The sequence below is a fragment of the Vibrio zhanjiangensis genome (assembly GCF_030161235.1).
Taxonomy (GTDB): domain Bacteria; phylum Pseudomonadota; class Gammaproteobacteria; order Enterobacterales; family Vibrionaceae; genus Vibrio; species Vibrio zhanjiangensis.
Genome location: NZ_BSPW01000021.1, coordinates 105,740 through 122,622, shown reverse-complemented (window position 1 = coordinate 122,622; position 16,883 = coordinate 105,740). Strand labels below are relative to the sequence as shown.

Sequence of the window (16,883 nt, the reverse complement as noted above, 5' to 3'; positions counted from 1 at the left end):
ACCATTTTGAGAGATAAGTATGTATTCCATAGAGCCAATCGGTTTTATTGAGAGCCCTTATAAAGAGAAATTTGCCGTCCCTCGCCAACCACGACTTGTGAGTGCTGCGCGCTCTAGAGTCCGGTTAGTTGGCAGCGCAAATACCCCAGAAGCCGTGCGAGAGCTGGAGCAGTTTTCACACATCTGGTTACTGTTTTTATTTGATCAAAATTTAGAGGCTGGCTGGAAACCCACGGTGAGGCCGCCAAGACTGGGGGGGAATCAACGAGTTGGCGTGTTTGCGTCTCGCTCAACGTTTAGGCCCAACGGTATAGGCATGTCTGCGGTTGAACTCAAGGGTATTGGTAAACACGATGAGCACATTTATATTGATCTTGGTAACGTCGATTTGGTCGATGGCACCCCCATTATCGATATCAAACCTTATGTACCCTACTCAGATTCGATTACTCATGCTCAAGGCGGCTACGCAGAACAAGAGCCCATTGCGCTGCCTGTACGTTTTTCACCCTTGGCAGTCAGCCAGCTAGAAAAGCGTGCTGATGCCCGTTATGAACAAACTGTTATCGAGCAAGTTTTGGCTCAAGATCCTAGGCCTGCCTACAAAAAAGGCAAACCAGATGACAAACAATACGCGGTCAATTTATTTGATTTAAACATCAAATTTGTCGTCAACAATGACTTAGTCACAGTAACCGCAATTGAATGCTTTTGACAAAGGCTTTTGGCTGATATTATAAGCGGCTAACCATTTCCCAAGTGGGAATTTGACGCTCCTGCCCATCTTGGCTGGAGAAACTAACTTTAATCAACGGATAAAATGAATGCGTACCAGTAATTATCTTCTTTCTACTCTTAAGGAGACTCCAAACGACGCAGAAGTGGTGAGCCACCAGCTCATGCTGCGTGCAGGTATGATCCGTAAGCTGGCTTCAGGTCTCTACACCTGGCTACCTACTGGTCTACGTGTACTGCGTAAAGTCGAAAACATCGTTCGTCAAGAGATCGACAATGCAGGCGCTGTCGAAACCTTGATGCCCGTTGTTCAGCCGTTTGAACTTTGGGAAGAGACAGGCCGCAGCGAAAAAATGGGCCCTGAGCTACTTCGCTTTACTGATCGCCATACTCGTCCGTTTGTTCTCAGCCCAACCGCTGAAGAAGTGATCACTAGCCTAGTGCGCAACGAAGTCAGCTCGTACAAACAGCTCCCGCTGAACTTGTACCAGATCCAAACGAAATTCCGCGACGAGCGCCGCCCTCGCTTTGGTGTGATGCGTGCACGTGAATTCTGTATGATGGACGCTTACAGCTTTGATATCGATAAAGAAAGCTTAGAGAAATCTTACCAAGCCATGCATGATGCTTATTGTAAAGCGTTCGATCGTATGGGGCTTGAGTATCGCCCTGTACTGGCGGATTCTGGCGCTATCGGCGGGAGTGGCTCACAAGAGTTTCACGTACTGGCGGAAAGCGGTGAAGATTTGATCGCCTTCTCAACCGAATCGGATTACGCGGCAAACATCGAAAAAGCCGAAGCCGCGGCACCTGTCGGTGAACGTGCCCAACCCACTCAAGAAATGACGCTGGTTGACACGCCAAATGCCAAAACCATCGCTGAGCTTGTAGAGCAACATGACCTGCCGATTGAAAAAACGGTTAAAACTCTGTTCGTTAAAGCATCAGACGAAGTCGATGCCGATATTATTGCCCTGATTATTCGTGGTGATCATGAGCTCAACGAAGTCAAAGCTGAGAACCTTCCTCAAGTGGCGGCTCCATTAGAGATGGCAACAGAAGAAGACATTCGCGCTCTGATTGGCGCAGGACCAGGCTCTCTAGGCCCAGTTAACTTAACTCTGCCGTTTATTGTCGATCGCACCGTTGCCGTCATGAGCGATTTTGGGGCAGGCGCTAATATTGATGATAAGCACTATTTTGGTATCAACTGGGGCCGTGATGTTGAGCTTGGCCAAGTGGAAGATCTGCGCAACGTCGTTGAAGGCGACCCTAGCCCTTGTGGTAAAGGTACCCTAATGCTGAAACGTGGTATTGAAGTGGGTCATATTTTCCAACTTGGTAACGTCTACTCTCAAGCAATGAACTGTGGTGTGCTTGGTCCTGACGGTAAGAACGTCATCTTAGAAATGGGGTGTTACGGTATTGGTGTTTCTCGCGTTGTTGCTTCTGCTATCGAGCAAAACCACGACGAACATGGCATCATCTGGCCAGACGCACTTGCTCCTTTCCAAGTCGCTATCGTGCCGATGAACATGCACAAGTCTGAAGAAGTCAAACAAGCGGCTGAAACGCTCTATGCAGAATTAACCGCTATGGGTATTGAGGTCCTCTTTGACGACCGTAAAGAACGTCCAGGCGTTATGTTCTCTGATATTGAGCTTATCGGCATTCCTCATACTATCGTAATTGGCGATCGCAGCATGAAGGAAGGCAACTTCGAGTATAAGAACCGCCGCACCGGAGAGAAAACACCGGTTGCAATGGCTGAGATCATCAACCATTTAAAACAGCAATTGGCGTAAGTCCAAGTACGCGATAACATCGAATAAACCCAAAAGGCTGATGCAAGCGCATCAGCCTTTTATTTTATGCTTATATCTCTTTACTCTAATGGCTCACTGGGTGCTTGGCATGCCACTTTTTTCGGTGCAAACGGAACATCAACTAACTTATCCGTATTGCCATCGGTGAGTTCACCGCAGTGAAATAGGCCGAACTCTCCCGGTTTCATTCGGTGCCACTCTTCATTATCAGTCAATGGCTGAGTGGCGATAACAGAAACCACATCATTAGGCGTTGTCTCTTCTTGAAAATTTATCTCAACATCTTCATCAATCAACGACGCTTTACCAAATGGTGCCCGACGCGTGATCCAATACAAATGGTTGGTGCAGTAAGTCATCACGTACTCACCATCAGACAACAGCATATTAAAGACGCCCTTTGCGCGCAATGTGTCACAGCACTGAGCGATAAACTTAAACACACTGGCCATATCTTGAGGTGGCTGTGGATACTTGTCTTCCATTTGCTTTAACAGCCAACAAAAAGACAACTCACTGTCTGTTTGCCCAACAGGACGATGACGCCCTGTTGCCAAATCTTGGTAATCACTTAGCTGACCATTGTGGGCAAATGTCCAGTAGCGCCCCCACAATTCACGAGTAAAAGGGTGCGTATTTTCAAGATTCACCGCACCGCGATTGGCCTGACGAATATGACTGATCACAGCGCAGCTTTTTATTGGATAGTTCTGTACCAGCTCCGCAATTTTTGAATCACAACTTGGGGTCGGATCTTTGAAGTTGCGAAAGCCTTTCCCTTCGTAAAAGGTAATCCCCCAACCATCACGGTGTGGGCCTGTATTTCCACCGCGTTGCATTAATCCGGTGAAACTAAAACAAATATCCGTTGGCACATTGGCGCTCATTCCGAGCAGTTCACACATAGCTCTACAAGCTCCTTATAAAACAACAATACCAGTGCTTAACACTGGTATTATATAAGTTCAATGACACCTTAACCATCGAGAAAGGTTACTTCTCCATCTCTTTTTCGATCAACTGAATCACTATGTGAATGATCTTGATGTGCACTTCTTGAATGCGGTCAGCGTACCCAAAGTGAGGAACACGAATTTCGATATCCGCTAGCCCTGCCATTTTACCGCCATCTTTGCCAGTAAGAGCAATGGTTTTCATGCCTTTGGCTTTAGCTGCTTCAATGGCTTTAAGAATATTGCCTGAGTTACCGGAGGTCGATAAACCAAACAAGACGTCACCTTTGGCTCCCACAGCTTCAACATAACGAGAAAATACATGGTCGTAACCAAAGTCATTACTCACACACGACAAGTGGCTAGGGTCGGAAATCGCGATGCCCGGATAGCCTGGACGATTTTCACGGTAGCGACCTGTTAGCTCTTCAGCAAAGTGCATGGCATCACAATGTGAACCGCCATTACCACAAGATAGCACTTTGCCACCTTGCTTGAATGAGTCCGCAAGCATTTTTGCTGCGGCTTCAATTTGAGCGATATTATGATCGTTACTTAGAAATGCATTCAGTACTTCAGCCGCTTCGGTTAATTCGTTTTTGATCAAATCCTGATACATAGCTTGTTCTCTAATTATTGAGTATTCAAAGGGCCGACGTTTATGTCGCCATGGTTACAGTCAGAGTTTACCCAAACAATTCTCACTGTCGATAGCTGCCAGCAAACAATTCCAATTTTGTCGTGATTATGCGTTCAAAAAACCCGTAGCCCCCGTCATTTTTAGGTTTTTTACTCTACCAAGATCACTTTTTGGACACATTTGTGTTTTACATTTATTTAATATTTTCATTACACTATAACTGGTTGGACCTCTATCTGCATTACAGCGTATAAACAAAGAATCACGCTGAACAAGGAACATAAATTATGGACACTTTGCTTTCTATACTTGGATTCTCTGCCGTACTGGCAGTCTGTCTCTATCATCGAACGGCCTTGGCCAAATCCGTGGCTGCTCTCACTGCAACCTTATTGATTCTCTCCATCTTTGGCAACGCTGGCTCACTGAGCTGGATCTTGTTTATCGCCTCAACGGTGGTGCTCACCATTCCTTCGATAAGGCAATCGCTTATCAGTCAAAAAGCGCTGACTGTATTTAGAAAAGTGTTGCCTGAAATGTCGCAAACAGAAAAAGAAGCCTTAGACGCAGGTACAGTATGGTGGGAAGCAGAACTGTTCAAAGGTAAGCCAAATTGGAATACGCTGCATGATATTCAAGCGCCGACACTCAGCGCTGAAGAACAAGCTTTCCTTGACGGGCCTGTGAATGAAGTGTGTGCCATGGTCAACGACTATCAGGTCACTCATGAGTTAGCTGACTTACCGCCGAAAGTCTGGCAATTTCTAAAAGACCATAAATTCTTTGCCATGATCATTAAGAAAAAGTACGGTGGCTTGGAGTTTTCAGCCTATGCTCAATCGCTTGTATTGCAGAAACTGACTGGCGTTTCATCGGTACTGTCTTCAACCGTTGGCGTACCAAACTCTCTTGGCCCTGGCGAGCTTCTTCAGCATTACGGTACAAAAGAGCAAAAAGAGTATTACCTGCCTAGGCTGGCTGAAGGTAAAGAGATCCCATGTTTTGCTTTAACCAGCCCAGAAGCTGGCTCCGATGCTGGCTCCATTCCAGATTTTGGCATCGTGTGTAAAGGAGAATGGGAAGGCAAACAAGTAATAGGTATGCGCTTAACTTGGAATAAGCGATACATAACCTTAGCGCCTATTGCAACCGTCCTCGGTTTGGCATTTAAACTGCGCGACCCTGAGGGCTTGCTTGGTGATGAGCAAGATATCGGTATTACTTGTGCGCTGATCCCAACCGACTTAAAAGGTGTTGAGATAGGTAGTCGTCATTTCCCACTCAACGTGCCTTTCCAAAATGGGCCAACTCGAGGTAACGACTTATTTGTTCCTCTGGATTTCATTATCGGTGGCCCAAAAATGGCAGGCCAAGGCTGGCGTATGCTGGTTGAGTGCTTATCGGTAGGACGTGGTATTACACTGCCTTCTAACTCCACAGGTGGCATCAAAACCGCAGCGCTGGCCACCGGTGCCTACGCACGCATTCGCCGCCAGTTCAAGCAACCTATCGGTCAAATGGAAGGCGTTGAAGAGCCGCTAGCACGTTTAGGTGGCAATGCCTACGTGATGGATGCAGCCAGTAACCTCACTGTGGCGGGTATTGATCTGGGTGAAAAGCCATCCGTCATCTCAGCCATTGTAAAATACCATTGTACTCATCGCGGCCAGCAAAGCATTATCGACGCCATGGATATTGTTGGCGGAAAAGGGATCTGCTTGGGCCCATCGAATTTTCTCGCTCGCGGTTATCAAGGAGCGCCAATTGCCGTCACGGTCGAAGGCGCAAATATCCTGACCCGCTCGATGATTATCTATGGTCAAGGGGCCATTCGCTGTCATCCATACGTACTTGAAGAAATGGAAGCGGCGTATTCTGACTCTTCTGATGCCCTAGAAAAGTTTGATACAGCCTTAGCGGGTCACGTCAGTTTTGCGCTAAGTAATCTGGTTCGTAGCTTCTGGCTCGGATTGACTGATGGTCGTTTTTCATCGGCACCGGTCAAAGATTCAACCAGTCGTTATTATCAGCAACTTAATCGCTACAGTGCAAACATTGCGTTTTTATCGGACATTTCAATGGCCGTACTTGGCGGCTCATTAAAACGTAAAGAGCGCCTATCCGCTCGCTTAGGTGACATCCTAAGTCAGCTGTATCTCAGCTCTGCGACACTGAAACGTTTTGATAATGATGGCCGTATCGCAGAGGATTTGCCACTGCTTCACTGGGGACTTCAAGATAGCTTGAGACAGGCTGAAGTGGCCGTCGACGAGCTTTTAGCTAACTTCCCAAACAAGTGGCTAGGAAAAGCGTTGAGACTGGTTATCCTACCTTTTGGTCGAGTAAGAAAAGCACCAAGTGACCAACTTGATAACCAAGTGGCTATGATTCTGCAAACACCATCTGCCACTCGTGATCGTCTAGGGCGTAATCAGTACTTCCAAGCAAGTGAATTTAATGCAGCAGGAAAAGTCGAGCAAGCATTACACATCATTTTGCAAGCTGAACCGATTTTTAACAAAGTATGCAAAGCAATAAACGAAAGGCGTCCATTCTTGCAATTGGATCTGATTGCTGACATTGGTTTGGAAAAAGGCATCATTGATTCAGATGAAGCCAAACTCCTGCGTCAAGCCGAGCAACATCGCTTATACGTGATTAATGTGGATGACTTTGACCCAAAGCACTTGGCTGCGGCACAAAACGAAAGAAAGCCTCTACTGGAAGAAGTGGCGTAGCACAATAACAACCATCAGGGCTGCACTAGGCAGCCCTGATTCCAACTAGCGCACGTTATTTCTTTGGCATCTCTAATTGCATTTCAGGCATTTCTTCTTTCTTCGGTCTTAACTTCAATTTTCCGACGCCAAACCACATTGCAAAACCAATGAGAATCACCACAATGTTCGCAACGGTAATCATGATAATGGTATTTGTGCGTTTTTCTTCTCTCATTTCAAGTAACCGCATTTCTTCCATCAACTTCTGTTGCTTTAACCTTTCTTCCTCTTGAAGTCTGCGAGTTTCCGCAAAATCCACCTCTTCAAGCACACTGTATGTTTGCTCTTTTATTGGGAAATTGAGTGGGCGACCAGAACCTAGCTCGGTGGCAAACGCCCTACCCATCCATGAGTAGTTGCCAATGTCACCTTTGTAAGGAATCGGGATTAGCACACTCTCTGCATCTTCAGCGGCACTTTTTGCGATAACATCTTCGGTGCCATCCGGCGAGAGGTGTTCAATCTGAGCCGCAATACTCCCAGGCTCAATCATGCCTTTCTCTCCTGAAATGGCCAAGGTATGTTGTTTGCCTTCAACTCGGCTTTGAATAAAAGTGGTTTGGATTGGTGTGGGATAAACCAGCACTTCTTGCTCTTGTGCACGAAGAAAAACCCCATTTCCCGATGTGATGCGAACTCTATATTTGCCAGGATCAGGGGTAATGGTGAGCGATACAGTAAATACGCCATCTCCAGCCACTTCATCAAACCCCACGCCATCGTCGGCAAAGTCACCAATCTTATGCGCTATCGGTCTGGCTTCTTTGACTAATGAAGCTTCATTTTCGATATATTTGGTAAAGGTCACCAACAGGTTGACTCTATCTAAAAAGTCTCTCATAACCAGTGGGTTTCCATCTGAAGATAGGCGAGCAGTAAACTTAATTTGCTCCCCCTGAAATAACCTTTCTGGCATTTTGTCTGTGGTCAGAGCCAGATGTGAAATCAAGACAATTTTATTTTTGGGCGTGACCTTACCAACGGCTTGCCATGGACCAGGCATCGGCTTATCTATCGAGATGATATCCATCGCGGGTTCTTGGTACCAGCGTACGTTATCCGGCTTACGCCATGCATAATACTTTTTGCCATCAGGACGCACCAAGACCACTGGCCTTGACGGTTCTTCCCGATAGACAACAAAAGTGATCTGCTCAATCGTGGGATCGACTCTAAAGCGATTATCAAGTAGAGACATTGAAGACTCCTCGGCGTGAGCAAAGACACCGACAAATAAGCCAAGTAAGGCAAACCAAATCTTCAACATTTCTTCTCCTACTGACGCCAGAGACAGCTACCGCTTTTCTCCACAAGGTCTAAACGATCGTTATGTGCTTCTAGTTCATCGGCCGTAGCTCGAATAACCTTTAGCGATTTTCGCTCGTCAGAGACTCGTTTTATTGATTCTCCTCCCAATTCGCCCACACCCAGCTGACTTGCACTAAATTGCAGCGATGTCTGACCACCTGTCATCAATAAGTATACATCGGCCAAAATCTCAGCATCAAGTAAAGCGCCGTGGAGCGTACGATGCGAGTTATCTATGCCGTAGCGGTCACACAATATATCTAGATTGTTACGCTTACCGGGGAAGATTTTCTTCGCCATTGCAAGTGTATCTGTGACGCGGCAATAATCATGAGTCTTACCAATTTGAGGGTCAAGTAGAGAGAATTCATAATCCATAAACCCAGTATCAAAGGGAGCATTGTGCGCAACCAATTCGGCTCCGCGAATGAAGGCTAAGAATTCCTCATGGACCTCGCGATATTCTGGTTTATCAACCAAGAATTCATCAGTAATACCGTGAATTTCAATCGCATCCGGTTGGATAGTGCGATCAGGCTTTAGATAGACATGGAAATGACGCCCTGTCAGTTTACGGTTAATGATTTCAACGGCACCGATTTCAATAATACGATGACCTTGATAGTGCGGACCGCCTTCCCGGTTCATACCGGTGGTTTCAGTATCGAGAACGACGATACGATTGTGATTGGAATTGTTGCTGGTATTCATAACAAATTGTGTGTCAGACTATACAAATTCTACGCTTACCCCAATAGTATCAAATCATGACGAAACAGGTGGAAATTTTCACAGATGGATCTTGTTTAGGTAACCCAGGTCCAGGTGGTTATGGCATTGTGCTTCGCTACAAAAAAGTTGAAAAAACACTCAGCAAAGGTTTTACCCTTACGACCAATAATCGTATGGAAATGATGGCGACCATAGTGGCACTGCAAAGCTTAAAAGAGCCCTGCAAGGTCATTTTAACCACCGACAGCCAATACGTAAGGCAAGGAATCACTCAGTGGATTCACAACTGGAAAAAACGCGATTGGAAAACCTCTGATAAAAAGCCGGTAAAAAATGCTGACCTGTGGAAAGCGCTTGACCAAGAAAGTACACGCCATGATATTGACTGGCGCTGGGTAAAAGGTCATGCCGGCCACAGAGAAAATGAAATGTGTGATGAGTTAGCCAGAACCGCAGCGGAAAACCCAACCGAAGAAGATGTTGGCTACCAAGCAAGTTAAAACCGATTACTTGCTAGATAGCGTGTAGTTAACACTCACGGGTGTTAGCTTACGTTTCAGTTTCCAATGAGGCTTTATCGGCTTAAGTGGATAGCTTCTTTTTCGCGCAACAATAAAGTACAAACTCCCTACGGGGGCTGCCCAATCCCCTAAACTGTTTTCAAGCCAAGTCCACATAGTGCGGTAAGTTTGCATTGGAAACAAAGCGTATTGATCGCAATCCAAAATTTGGTAATTAAGGATATTAAGCCAGTCTTTAATTCTGCTCGGGGTGAACATACGCCCACTCCAAGGCAAATTATTTTTTCTCCATGGCATCATGCTAGACAGCCCAGTCAGGCTAATGGGATTAAACCCGGTAATGATGATGTATCCATCATCAATCATGACACGATCGACTTCTCGTAGCATTCGGTGTGGATCATTGCAGTAATCCAGTTGATGCGCTAATACAACTACATCAAAGCTTTTTTCTAGGAAAGGGAGGTTGAAGCCATCAGCAATGACGTTGTGCAAAGGGTTTTGGATATCAAGATGAACTTGGTGTTGAATATTACAATTAAAGCTGGTTAACTCACAACTGAGCCCTCCCAGCTTAAGCATATGATAGCCAAATAGTTTCGGACACCATTCATCAATACGCGTTTGTATTGACTCACTGACCCACTGGCCATTTTTGAGCTGAGACCATGAATGAGGCTTTTCAAGCTTCTTAAAACTTCGTGCTGGCTTCATACTAATCCTGCTTTACTCTTTAAAACTGGAGAGACAATCATGTTAGATATCAAAAGCATACCTGCATTCAATGACAATTACATCTGGCTGATTCAAAATAGCGATCAGCGCTGTGCCGTCGTTGATCCCGGCGATGCAGAGCCAGTGATACGATATCTAGAAGAGCATAGTTTAACCTTGGATGCTATTCTCATCACCCACCATCATAACGATCATATTGGTGGCGTAGCGGAGCTAGTCAGACGGTTTCCACACCTCGATATCGTTGGCCCGGCAAATGAACCTGTTCCTACTTTAACCCATGCTGTCACAGCCGGTGAGCAAATTGAACTATTTGGTGAAGTTTTCTTAGTATTAGGTTTAGAAGGTCACACTAAAGGGCATATTGGCTATGTTGGCGACGGTAAACTTTTCTGCGGCGATGTTCTATTTTCGGCAGGATGTGGGCGTGTATTCGAGGGCACTATGTCTCAAATGCACACCTCATTAGACAAACTTATGGCCCTGCCAGAAGAAACCGAAGTTTACTGCGCCCATGAATATACCGCGAGCAATCTCGCTTTTGCTTTAGCTGTTGAGCCAGAAAACCCCTTACTTCTCCAATATCGTGAAGAGGTCAATCGTCTCAGAGCACAGAATAAACCCACTCTGCCAACCACAATCGGCAAGGAGAAACACATTAATCCATTTCTTAGAACTGAGCATTCGAGTGTGATTCGATCCGTTGCCAATCGGACATCTAATACTGATTCTCTCGCTATTTTTACCGCGCTGCGCGAATGGAAGAACGAATTTTGAGGTGTTGTAACTTGTCACCACAGCATTTAGGCAAGTATTATCAGCAGCCAAAAAGCAAAAGGGTTGTGAAATGCGATTAAAACACAGCTGGATATTCTCTCTGCTGCTGACTGGATGTCAGCTTACCCAGCAAACAGAAAACCAACAATCATCATCTCAAAGCATTAATCATTTATCTGAGCAAGTGCCAAGCCAGATGACAAAAAAGTTGAATAACGATATTCAACCTCCAGCCTCTCCTCAGTCTCAAGAAGATCTCTGGCAACGCATCGCTTTGCAGCTCCAGCTCTCTGTACCAAACAATAAAATGGTTGATTACTACCGAACTTGGTACTTGACAAACCCAAGCCACTTAAAAACCGTCTCTGAGCGAGCTCAACCATTTTTGTACCTTATTACCGAAAAAATCGAGCAACGAGGTCTGCCCCTAGAGCTGGCATTGCTGCCAATTGTAGAAAGTTCATTTGATGCTTTTGCATACTCTCATGGCAGCGCGGCTGGGTTATGGCAGTTCGTACCCGAAACTGGAAAATACTACGGACTAAAACAAAATTACTGGTATGACGGACGCCGTGATGTAGCGGCTTCAACTGATGCCGCTTTGGATTACCTCACCACACTAAATACTCGTTTTGATGGCAACTGGAATCATACGATTGCCGCTTATAATAGTGGCGGAGGACGAGTCTCAAGTGCGATTCGTAAGAACCAAAAATTAGGTAAACCCACCGATTTCTTTTCGCTTGATTTACCCGAAGAAACCAGCGGATATGTGCCAAAACTATTGGCTTTAGCGGATATCATTGCCAATCAAGACAAGTATGATCTTGATATCCCACCTATTGCCAATCAGCCTGTTGTTGAACTTATCGATCCGAAAGAGCAACTGGACCTTGCTATTGCAGCTCGTTATGCGGGAATTAGCGTTAAGCAATTGCAAAGCTTAAATCCTGCTTACAATCAATGGGCAACCGCACCAAACGGCCCACATCAATTACTTTTACCGGTTAATTCAATCGAAAAATTCAACAACAATGTGAGCGAAAATCGTGGAAAAGGCATGAAGTTGGTTCGATATAAAGTGAAATCAGGTGATAGTCTAAGTGCACTTGCCAAACACTACAATACCACAACTCACGTGATTAAGAATGCCAACGATTTATCCAGTGATTCGATTAGAATCGGGCAATTTCTCATGATCCCAACCTCAACCAAGGACGATGCCGCTTACATACTGAGTGCAAGCAATCGATTAGCGAAAGCTCAAGCCAAATCGAGGGGCCAGTACAAACTCATGTATACTGTACGCTCTGGTGATAGCCTTTGGACAATAGCACGAGCAAACAAGGTATCCCATCAATCTCTGGCAAAATGGAATGGCATGGGCCCCAAAGACACCTTACGAGTTGGGCAAAACTTGGTGATCTGGAAAAAAACCTCACAAGGTGCCGTCATTCGCACCGTTTTCTACAGTGTTAAGAATGGCGATACCATCAATGCTATTGCCAATAGATTCAAAGTTAAGTCAAACGACATTGTGAAATGGAATGATCTCGCCCAGCAAAAATACTTACAGCCAGGACAAAAGCTTAAACTGTACATAGATGTGACAAAAGTGAGCGTATAACTCACTTAGACTCTCTCAATTTATTAGCTTAAAAACCACTTCAATAGGATTATGATCGGAAGCGTCAGATGTTGGCGCTCCTGCTCTAATCAAATCCAACCCGCGGTAAAAAATATGATCCAACGCGTATCCAGTAACAAACTGGCTGCGATTGTCAGGGGAATAGTCCACTTCTTTAAGGCCAAGTGGGCTCAGAGCTTGTTCAATAATCGCAAGACGTGTGGCACTCCAACTATTAAAATCACCGCCGACAATAATAGGACCATTGTGGTTTTGTACTAAAGCAATCACTGTATCGATCTGCTTCTGATATTCCTCAGTGCCATAGGTAAAGTTTACTGCGTGGAGATTAACAACCGCCAACAACTCACCATTAGAAAGGTGGTAAGTCGAATAAAGAGCGGATTTAGGTAAGCGTAACCAAGGTTCTAGCTCAGTATACGCACAAGCTTTCTGTGGCCCAATTTTAGACAGATTGAGTACGCCAACGCTGACACCAAATAGCTCAAACGCATCAACTTGGTAAGCGTACCACCGCTGAGATTTCAGCCAAGTTTTTAGCTCTGGTGTCAAATTCGACTCTTGGAGTAAGACTAACTGTTTGTCTTGAGAGTAAAACTGCAGACTTTGCTGCCAATTGTCTCTATTTTGCTTATATATGTTCCAGACTAACAAGTTTAATTGACCATTGTCATCAAGAACATCACTGGATGATTGTTCGGCACAATACTGAAAAAACGCTTCATTAGAGGGAGATATGACAGCAATTTTCGGTTCTTTGGGCAGAGAAAAGGCCACATTAAAGCCAATCGCCCCACCCAAAACTAGGCTCAAACTACCAAGCAGAAACCACTTAGCTCTCATTTATCGCCCTACCCAAAACATAGTCTTTGTTGAAGAATATCAGTTAAATGGCCTCTTCATCTTCTTCACCCGTACGGATGCGTACGATGCGTTCAATATCAGTGATAAAGATTTTTCCGTCACCAATCTTGCCGGTTTGAGCGGTATCAATGATGGTATCAACACACTGATCCGCCACATCATCTGTAACAACGATCTCCAATTTAACCTTGGGCAAAAAGTCCACCATGTATTCGGCGCCACGATAGAGTTCTGTGTGCCCTTTTTGTCTGCCAAATCCCTTGACTTCAGAGACTGTCATGCCTGTAATACCAACCTCTGCCAGCGCTTCCCGAACATCGTCTAATTTAAACGGCTTTATGATGGCTTCTATTTTTTTCATCTTCATCCCTTAATCTTAAAAAACGAACTTATTATCCCATGGTCAATAAACAATAAAAAGCCCAAGTCACTCGAGTCCATCCACTTGATTATATCTTCACCAAACCAATCGAAAAGACACGGATATGGATAGCCCCACTCACTTGGGCCCAATTATTTTTGAAATATTATTATTTTAAACTTGAATAATATGCGGCTAGATTGGCGATATCAGTATCGCTTAACATTGAAGCTTGAGCCTGCATTATCGCAGCCAGTCCACCATTGCGTTGCTTATCCTTGTATGCCTTAATTGAGGACACTATGTACTGCTCGTTTTGCCCTTTGAGATTCGGGTAGCCAGGAATGACGGCAATACCATCTGCACCATGGCAGGCAGAGCAGACTGCCGCCTTCGCTTGGCCAGCAGCGATGTCACCAGCCGCAAGCGCAGATCCGGCAAATAAACCCATTACGAACAATATTCCCATAAGCATTTTTTTCATGGTGCTTCCTTAGTGTATTCACTGTTTTTATATGTATTTCTGTAAAGAATATTTACACATCTACTACGGATTTGTTCCAAACAAGTTCACAATCTTGACCCACAAAATCAGAATCAATGAAGAGTCCTGCGACAGCTGCAACTTTATCACCACACATGAGGATAGGTAGTCGACGTCTTTGCCAGCTCGGAACATCGTATTCTTGAAATAATTTCTTTAGTTTACGGCTGTGGTTACGCCCACAAGGTTTAGCACTTAAACTTTGTGGTTCAAAAATGATCCGCAGAGGCGCTTGAGAAAGTGCGGCTTTTGATAAGCCACCTCGATCACAAGATCGCAATGTTAATCGCCCCAAGCTTTCAGGCAGAGCTAACTCGGCATCAAATTGAATCCCCTGCTGCCAGTGAGACAACTCTTGCCACTGTTTGACGAAATAAAGTCGTTGGTTAAATCGACGTACTTGCCCATCAGCAAGAGAGAGGATAGGATTGGCATCATGACGGCTCAGCGCGACCTCTAGCCAAATTCTTTCTAGTGAGCCTCGATTGGGCATTTTGGCTTGCTGCCCGTCTAACCACATCCTTAAAACCTGCCCGCGCATTAGAGAGGACATCGGTGACAATTTATCAATGACAATCGAGCCATCTTGATACAAAGAGTGCATCAAATGCTCCGATAGCAGCTCATTGAGTAATGTTTCTTGCTCCGCGCATAACTGCGCACTTCTCAGCACAGACTGCGCAAAATGAGGCCAACGTTCAGTTAAAACAGGAATCACTTGATGACGAAGAAAATTGCGGTCAAATCGTGTATCTTGGTTGCTCTCATCTTCGACCCAAGCAAGATGATGAAGTTGAGCGTACTGCTCGATATCTTCTCTGCTTACATGAAGCATTGGACGTACGAGTTTAGCATTGCCAAACGACATACATTGAGCCATAGAAGATAACCCTTTAGGCCCACTTCCTCGCTTTAATGCTAACATGAACGTTTCGATTTGATCGTCGCTATGCTGACCAGTGAGCAGCACGTCGTCATCATGCAAGTGCAATCTTAATGCTTGATAACGTGCTTCCCGAGCGCTTTCTTCAATACTCTTGCCGCCTTGCTCTAAAGCGACTTTCTCTAAGTAAAATAAGACCCCCTCTTCAGCACACCATAATCGGCACTGCTCAGCCCAATGATCTGCGTTAGAACTTAAACCATGATGTACATGTACAGCAAGACAAGCTTGCTTAAATTCGTGTTGATATCGAGCAGCCAACGCTAATAATACTCTCGAATCCACACCACCACTGAGCGCAATGACAAGACGCCCATCAATTGGCATACATTGCTGAATAACCGAAGAAAAATGCGGGTATAAATCCATACAGAAACGAGACCATTTTACTTTAAATCGAGATACCTAATCGAGCATAAAGCCGTTTAATGACTTACTTTTGCTCAAATATACAGACCACAGTTAGTTTAACATCAACAATAAAAAAGGCCGAACTTCAGTTCAGCCTTTGCTTTGCAATGCGGCAGGTTAACAGTAACCATAGCTCATTAATCGTTGATAACGACGCTCCAGTAGCGTGTTGGTATCAAAGTGCTGAAGCTCATTCAATTGTCTAATCAGAGTGGCCTTCATATTCGCTGCCATTTGAATATGATCACGATGCGCACCGCCCAATGGCTCTTCAATGATTTCATCAATCAACTCAAGCTCTTTTAAGCGCGGAGCAATAAGCCCCATGGCCTCAGCAGCTTGCGGGGCTTTATCTGAATCTCTCCATAAGATTGATGCACAGCCTTCTGGTGAAATAACTGAGTAAGTCGAGTACTGCAACATATTCACGTAGTCGCCAACACCAATAGCAAGCGCACCACCTGAACCACCCTCACCCACAACATTACAGATCACTGGCACTTTAAGTCCAGCCATGACTTTTAAATTTTTTGCAATGGCTTCTGATTGCCCACGCTCTTCAGCACCGACACCAGGGTAAGCGCCAGCTGTATCAATAAAAGTAATGATCGGCATGTTAAAACGCTGTGCCGTTTCCATTAAGCGTAGCGCTTTACGGTAGCCTTCTGGTTTGGGCATACCAAAGTTACGCTTTACTTTCTCTTTTGTTTCACGGCCTTTTTGATGACCGATAATCATCACAGGGCAGCCATCTAAACGAGCCATACCACCAACAATGGCTTTATCATCAGCGTACGCCCTATCACCGGCTAACTCTTCAAACTCAGTAAATACATGTTCAATGTAATCAAGCGTATATGGACGTAAAGGGTGACGAGCTAACTGAGCCGTTTCCCATGCACCAAGATCGCTAAAGGTTTTCTTTTTAAGTTCTAAGCTTTTCTTTTCTAATTGCTCGATTTCTTTCTCTAGATCAACACCAGAGTCACCACCATGGCGCGAAACACTTCTTAATGCTTCAATCTTTGCCTCTAATTCAGCAATCGGCTTTTCAAATTCTAAAAAGTTCAGGCTCATCTATAGATCCTTTCTTATTCGGCATCGC

The 16,883-nt window shown here is 45.0% G+C and carries 16 protein-coding genes; 6 read left to right on the top strand and 10 right to left on the bottom strand.

From position 1 onward, the window contains the following. Window positions 1–19: 19 nt before the first annotated feature. Both tsaA and QQK21_RS05470 read left to right on the top strand, forming a co-directional pair. Window positions 20–715 (top strand): tRNA (N6-threonylcarbamoyladenosine(37)-N6)-methyltransferase TrmO, encoded by a 696-nt coding sequence (tsaA, locus tag QQK21_RS05475; protein WP_284191184.1) that lies wholly within the window; start codon window positions 20–22, stop codon window positions 713–715. Between the two features lie 109 nt (window positions 716–824). Further along, window positions 825–2,540, top strand: coding sequence for a proline--tRNA ligase (locus QQK21_RS05470; RefSeq protein ID WP_284191183.1), 1,716 nt, complete (start codon window positions 825–827; stop codon window positions 2,538–2,540). Window positions 2,541–2,620: 80 nt separating this feature from the next. Here the strand turns inward: QQK21_RS05470 and QQK21_RS05465 are convergent, their stop codons facing one another. Then, window positions 2,621–3,466: a class II glutamine amidotransferase gene (locus QQK21_RS05465; protein WP_284191182.1), complete on the bottom strand. Its 846-nt coding sequence runs from the start codon at window positions 3,464–3,466 to the stop codon at window positions 2,621–2,623. Between the two features lie 88 nt (window positions 3,467–3,554). Further along, on the bottom strand, window positions 3,555–4,133 hold the full coding sequence (lpcA, locus tag QQK21_RS05460) for a D-sedoheptulose 7-phosphate isomerase (RefSeq protein ID WP_284191181.1): 579 nt from the start codon (window positions 4,131–4,133) through the stop codon (window positions 3,555–3,557). A 308-nt stretch (window positions 4,134–4,441) separates the two neighbouring features. Here lpcA and fadE point away from each other — a divergent pair, with 308 nt between their 5' ends. Then, window positions 4,442–6,892 carry an acyl-CoA dehydrogenase FadE gene (gene fadE / locus QQK21_RS05455; protein WP_284191180.1) on the top strand — a complete coding sequence of 817 codons (2,451 nt, stop codon included), beginning with the start codon at window positions 4,442–4,444 and terminating at the stop codon, window positions 6,890–6,892. Between the two features lie 55 nt (window positions 6,893–6,947). Here the strand turns inward: fadE and QQK21_RS05450 are convergent, their stop codons facing one another. Continuing rightward, the gene (locus QQK21_RS05450; RefSeq protein WP_284191179.1) at window positions 6,948–8,201 is read right to left on the bottom strand and encodes a TIGR03503 family protein; all 1,254 of its coding nucleotides are present in this window, start codon (window positions 8,199–8,201) and stop codon (window positions 6,948–6,950) included. 8 nt (window positions 8,202–8,209) lie between these two features. After that, window positions 8,210–8,953, bottom strand: coding sequence for a DNA polymerase III subunit epsilon (dnaQ, locus tag QQK21_RS05445; RefSeq protein ID WP_284191178.1), 744 nt, complete (start codon window positions 8,951–8,953; stop codon window positions 8,210–8,212). A gap of 56 nt (window positions 8,954–9,009) precedes the next feature. On the opposite strand from dnaQ, the gene rnhA reads away from it, so the two are divergent. After that, window positions 9,010–9,474 carry a ribonuclease HI gene (gene rnhA, locus QQK21_RS05440; RefSeq protein ID WP_284191177.1) on the top strand — a complete coding sequence of 155 codons (465 nt, stop codon included), beginning with the start codon at window positions 9,010–9,012 and terminating at the stop codon, window positions 9,472–9,474. A 6-nt stretch (window positions 9,475–9,480) separates the two neighbouring features. Here rnhA and QQK21_RS05435 read toward each other — a convergent pair whose 3' ends face one another. Beyond that, entirely contained in the window at window positions 9,481–10,209 is a 729-nt protein-coding gene (locus QQK21_RS05435; protein ID WP_284191176.1) for a class I SAM-dependent methyltransferase, read from the bottom strand. 39 nt (window positions 10,210–10,248) lie between these two features. Here QQK21_RS05435 and gloB point away from each other — a divergent pair, with 39 nt between their 5' ends. After that, window positions 10,249–11,007 (top strand): hydroxyacylglutathione hydrolase, encoded by a 759-nt coding sequence (gene gloB, locus QQK21_RS05430; RefSeq protein WP_284191175.1) that lies wholly within the window; start codon window positions 10,249–10,251, stop codon window positions 11,005–11,007. A gap of 70 nt (window positions 11,008–11,077) precedes the next feature. Beyond that, window positions 11,078–12,634, top strand: a complete 1,557-nt coding sequence (locus QQK21_RS05425) for a LysM peptidoglycan-binding domain-containing protein (RefSeq protein ID WP_284191174.1) — start codon at window positions 11,078–11,080, stop codon at window positions 12,632–12,634. A gap of 15 nt (window positions 12,635–12,649) precedes the next feature. Here the strand turns inward: QQK21_RS05425 and QQK21_RS05420 are convergent, their stop codons facing one another. From QQK21_RS05420 to accA, 5 genes are all read right to left on the bottom strand, one after another. Beyond that, window positions 12,650–13,498 carry an endonuclease/exonuclease/phosphatase family protein gene (locus QQK21_RS05420; protein ID WP_284191173.1) on the bottom strand — a complete coding sequence of 283 codons (849 nt, stop codon included), beginning with the start codon at window positions 13,496–13,498 and terminating at the stop codon, window positions 12,650–12,652. A 43-nt stretch (window positions 13,499–13,541) separates the two neighbouring features. Beyond that, a complete protein-coding gene (glnB, locus tag QQK21_RS05415; RefSeq protein ID WP_284191172.1) occupies window positions 13,542–13,880 on the bottom strand; it encodes a nitrogen regulatory protein P-II in 339 nt (112 codons plus the stop codon). A 169-nt stretch (window positions 13,881–14,049) separates the two neighbouring features. Continuing rightward, window positions 14,050–14,364, bottom strand: coding sequence for a c-type cytochrome (locus QQK21_RS05410; RefSeq protein WP_284191171.1), 315 nt, complete (start codon window positions 14,362–14,364; stop codon window positions 14,050–14,052). A 52-nt stretch (window positions 14,365–14,416) separates the two neighbouring features. Next, entirely contained in the window at window positions 14,417–15,736 is a 1,320-nt protein-coding gene (tilS, locus tag QQK21_RS05405; protein WP_284191170.1) for a tRNA lysidine(34) synthetase TilS, read from the bottom strand. 159 nt (window positions 15,737–15,895) lie between these two features. After that, a complete protein-coding gene (gene accA, locus QQK21_RS05400; protein ID WP_284191169.1) occupies window positions 15,896–16,855 on the bottom strand; it encodes an acetyl-CoA carboxylase carboxyl transferase subunit alpha in 960 nt (319 codons plus the stop codon). Window positions 16,856–16,883: the final 28 nt, after the last annotated feature.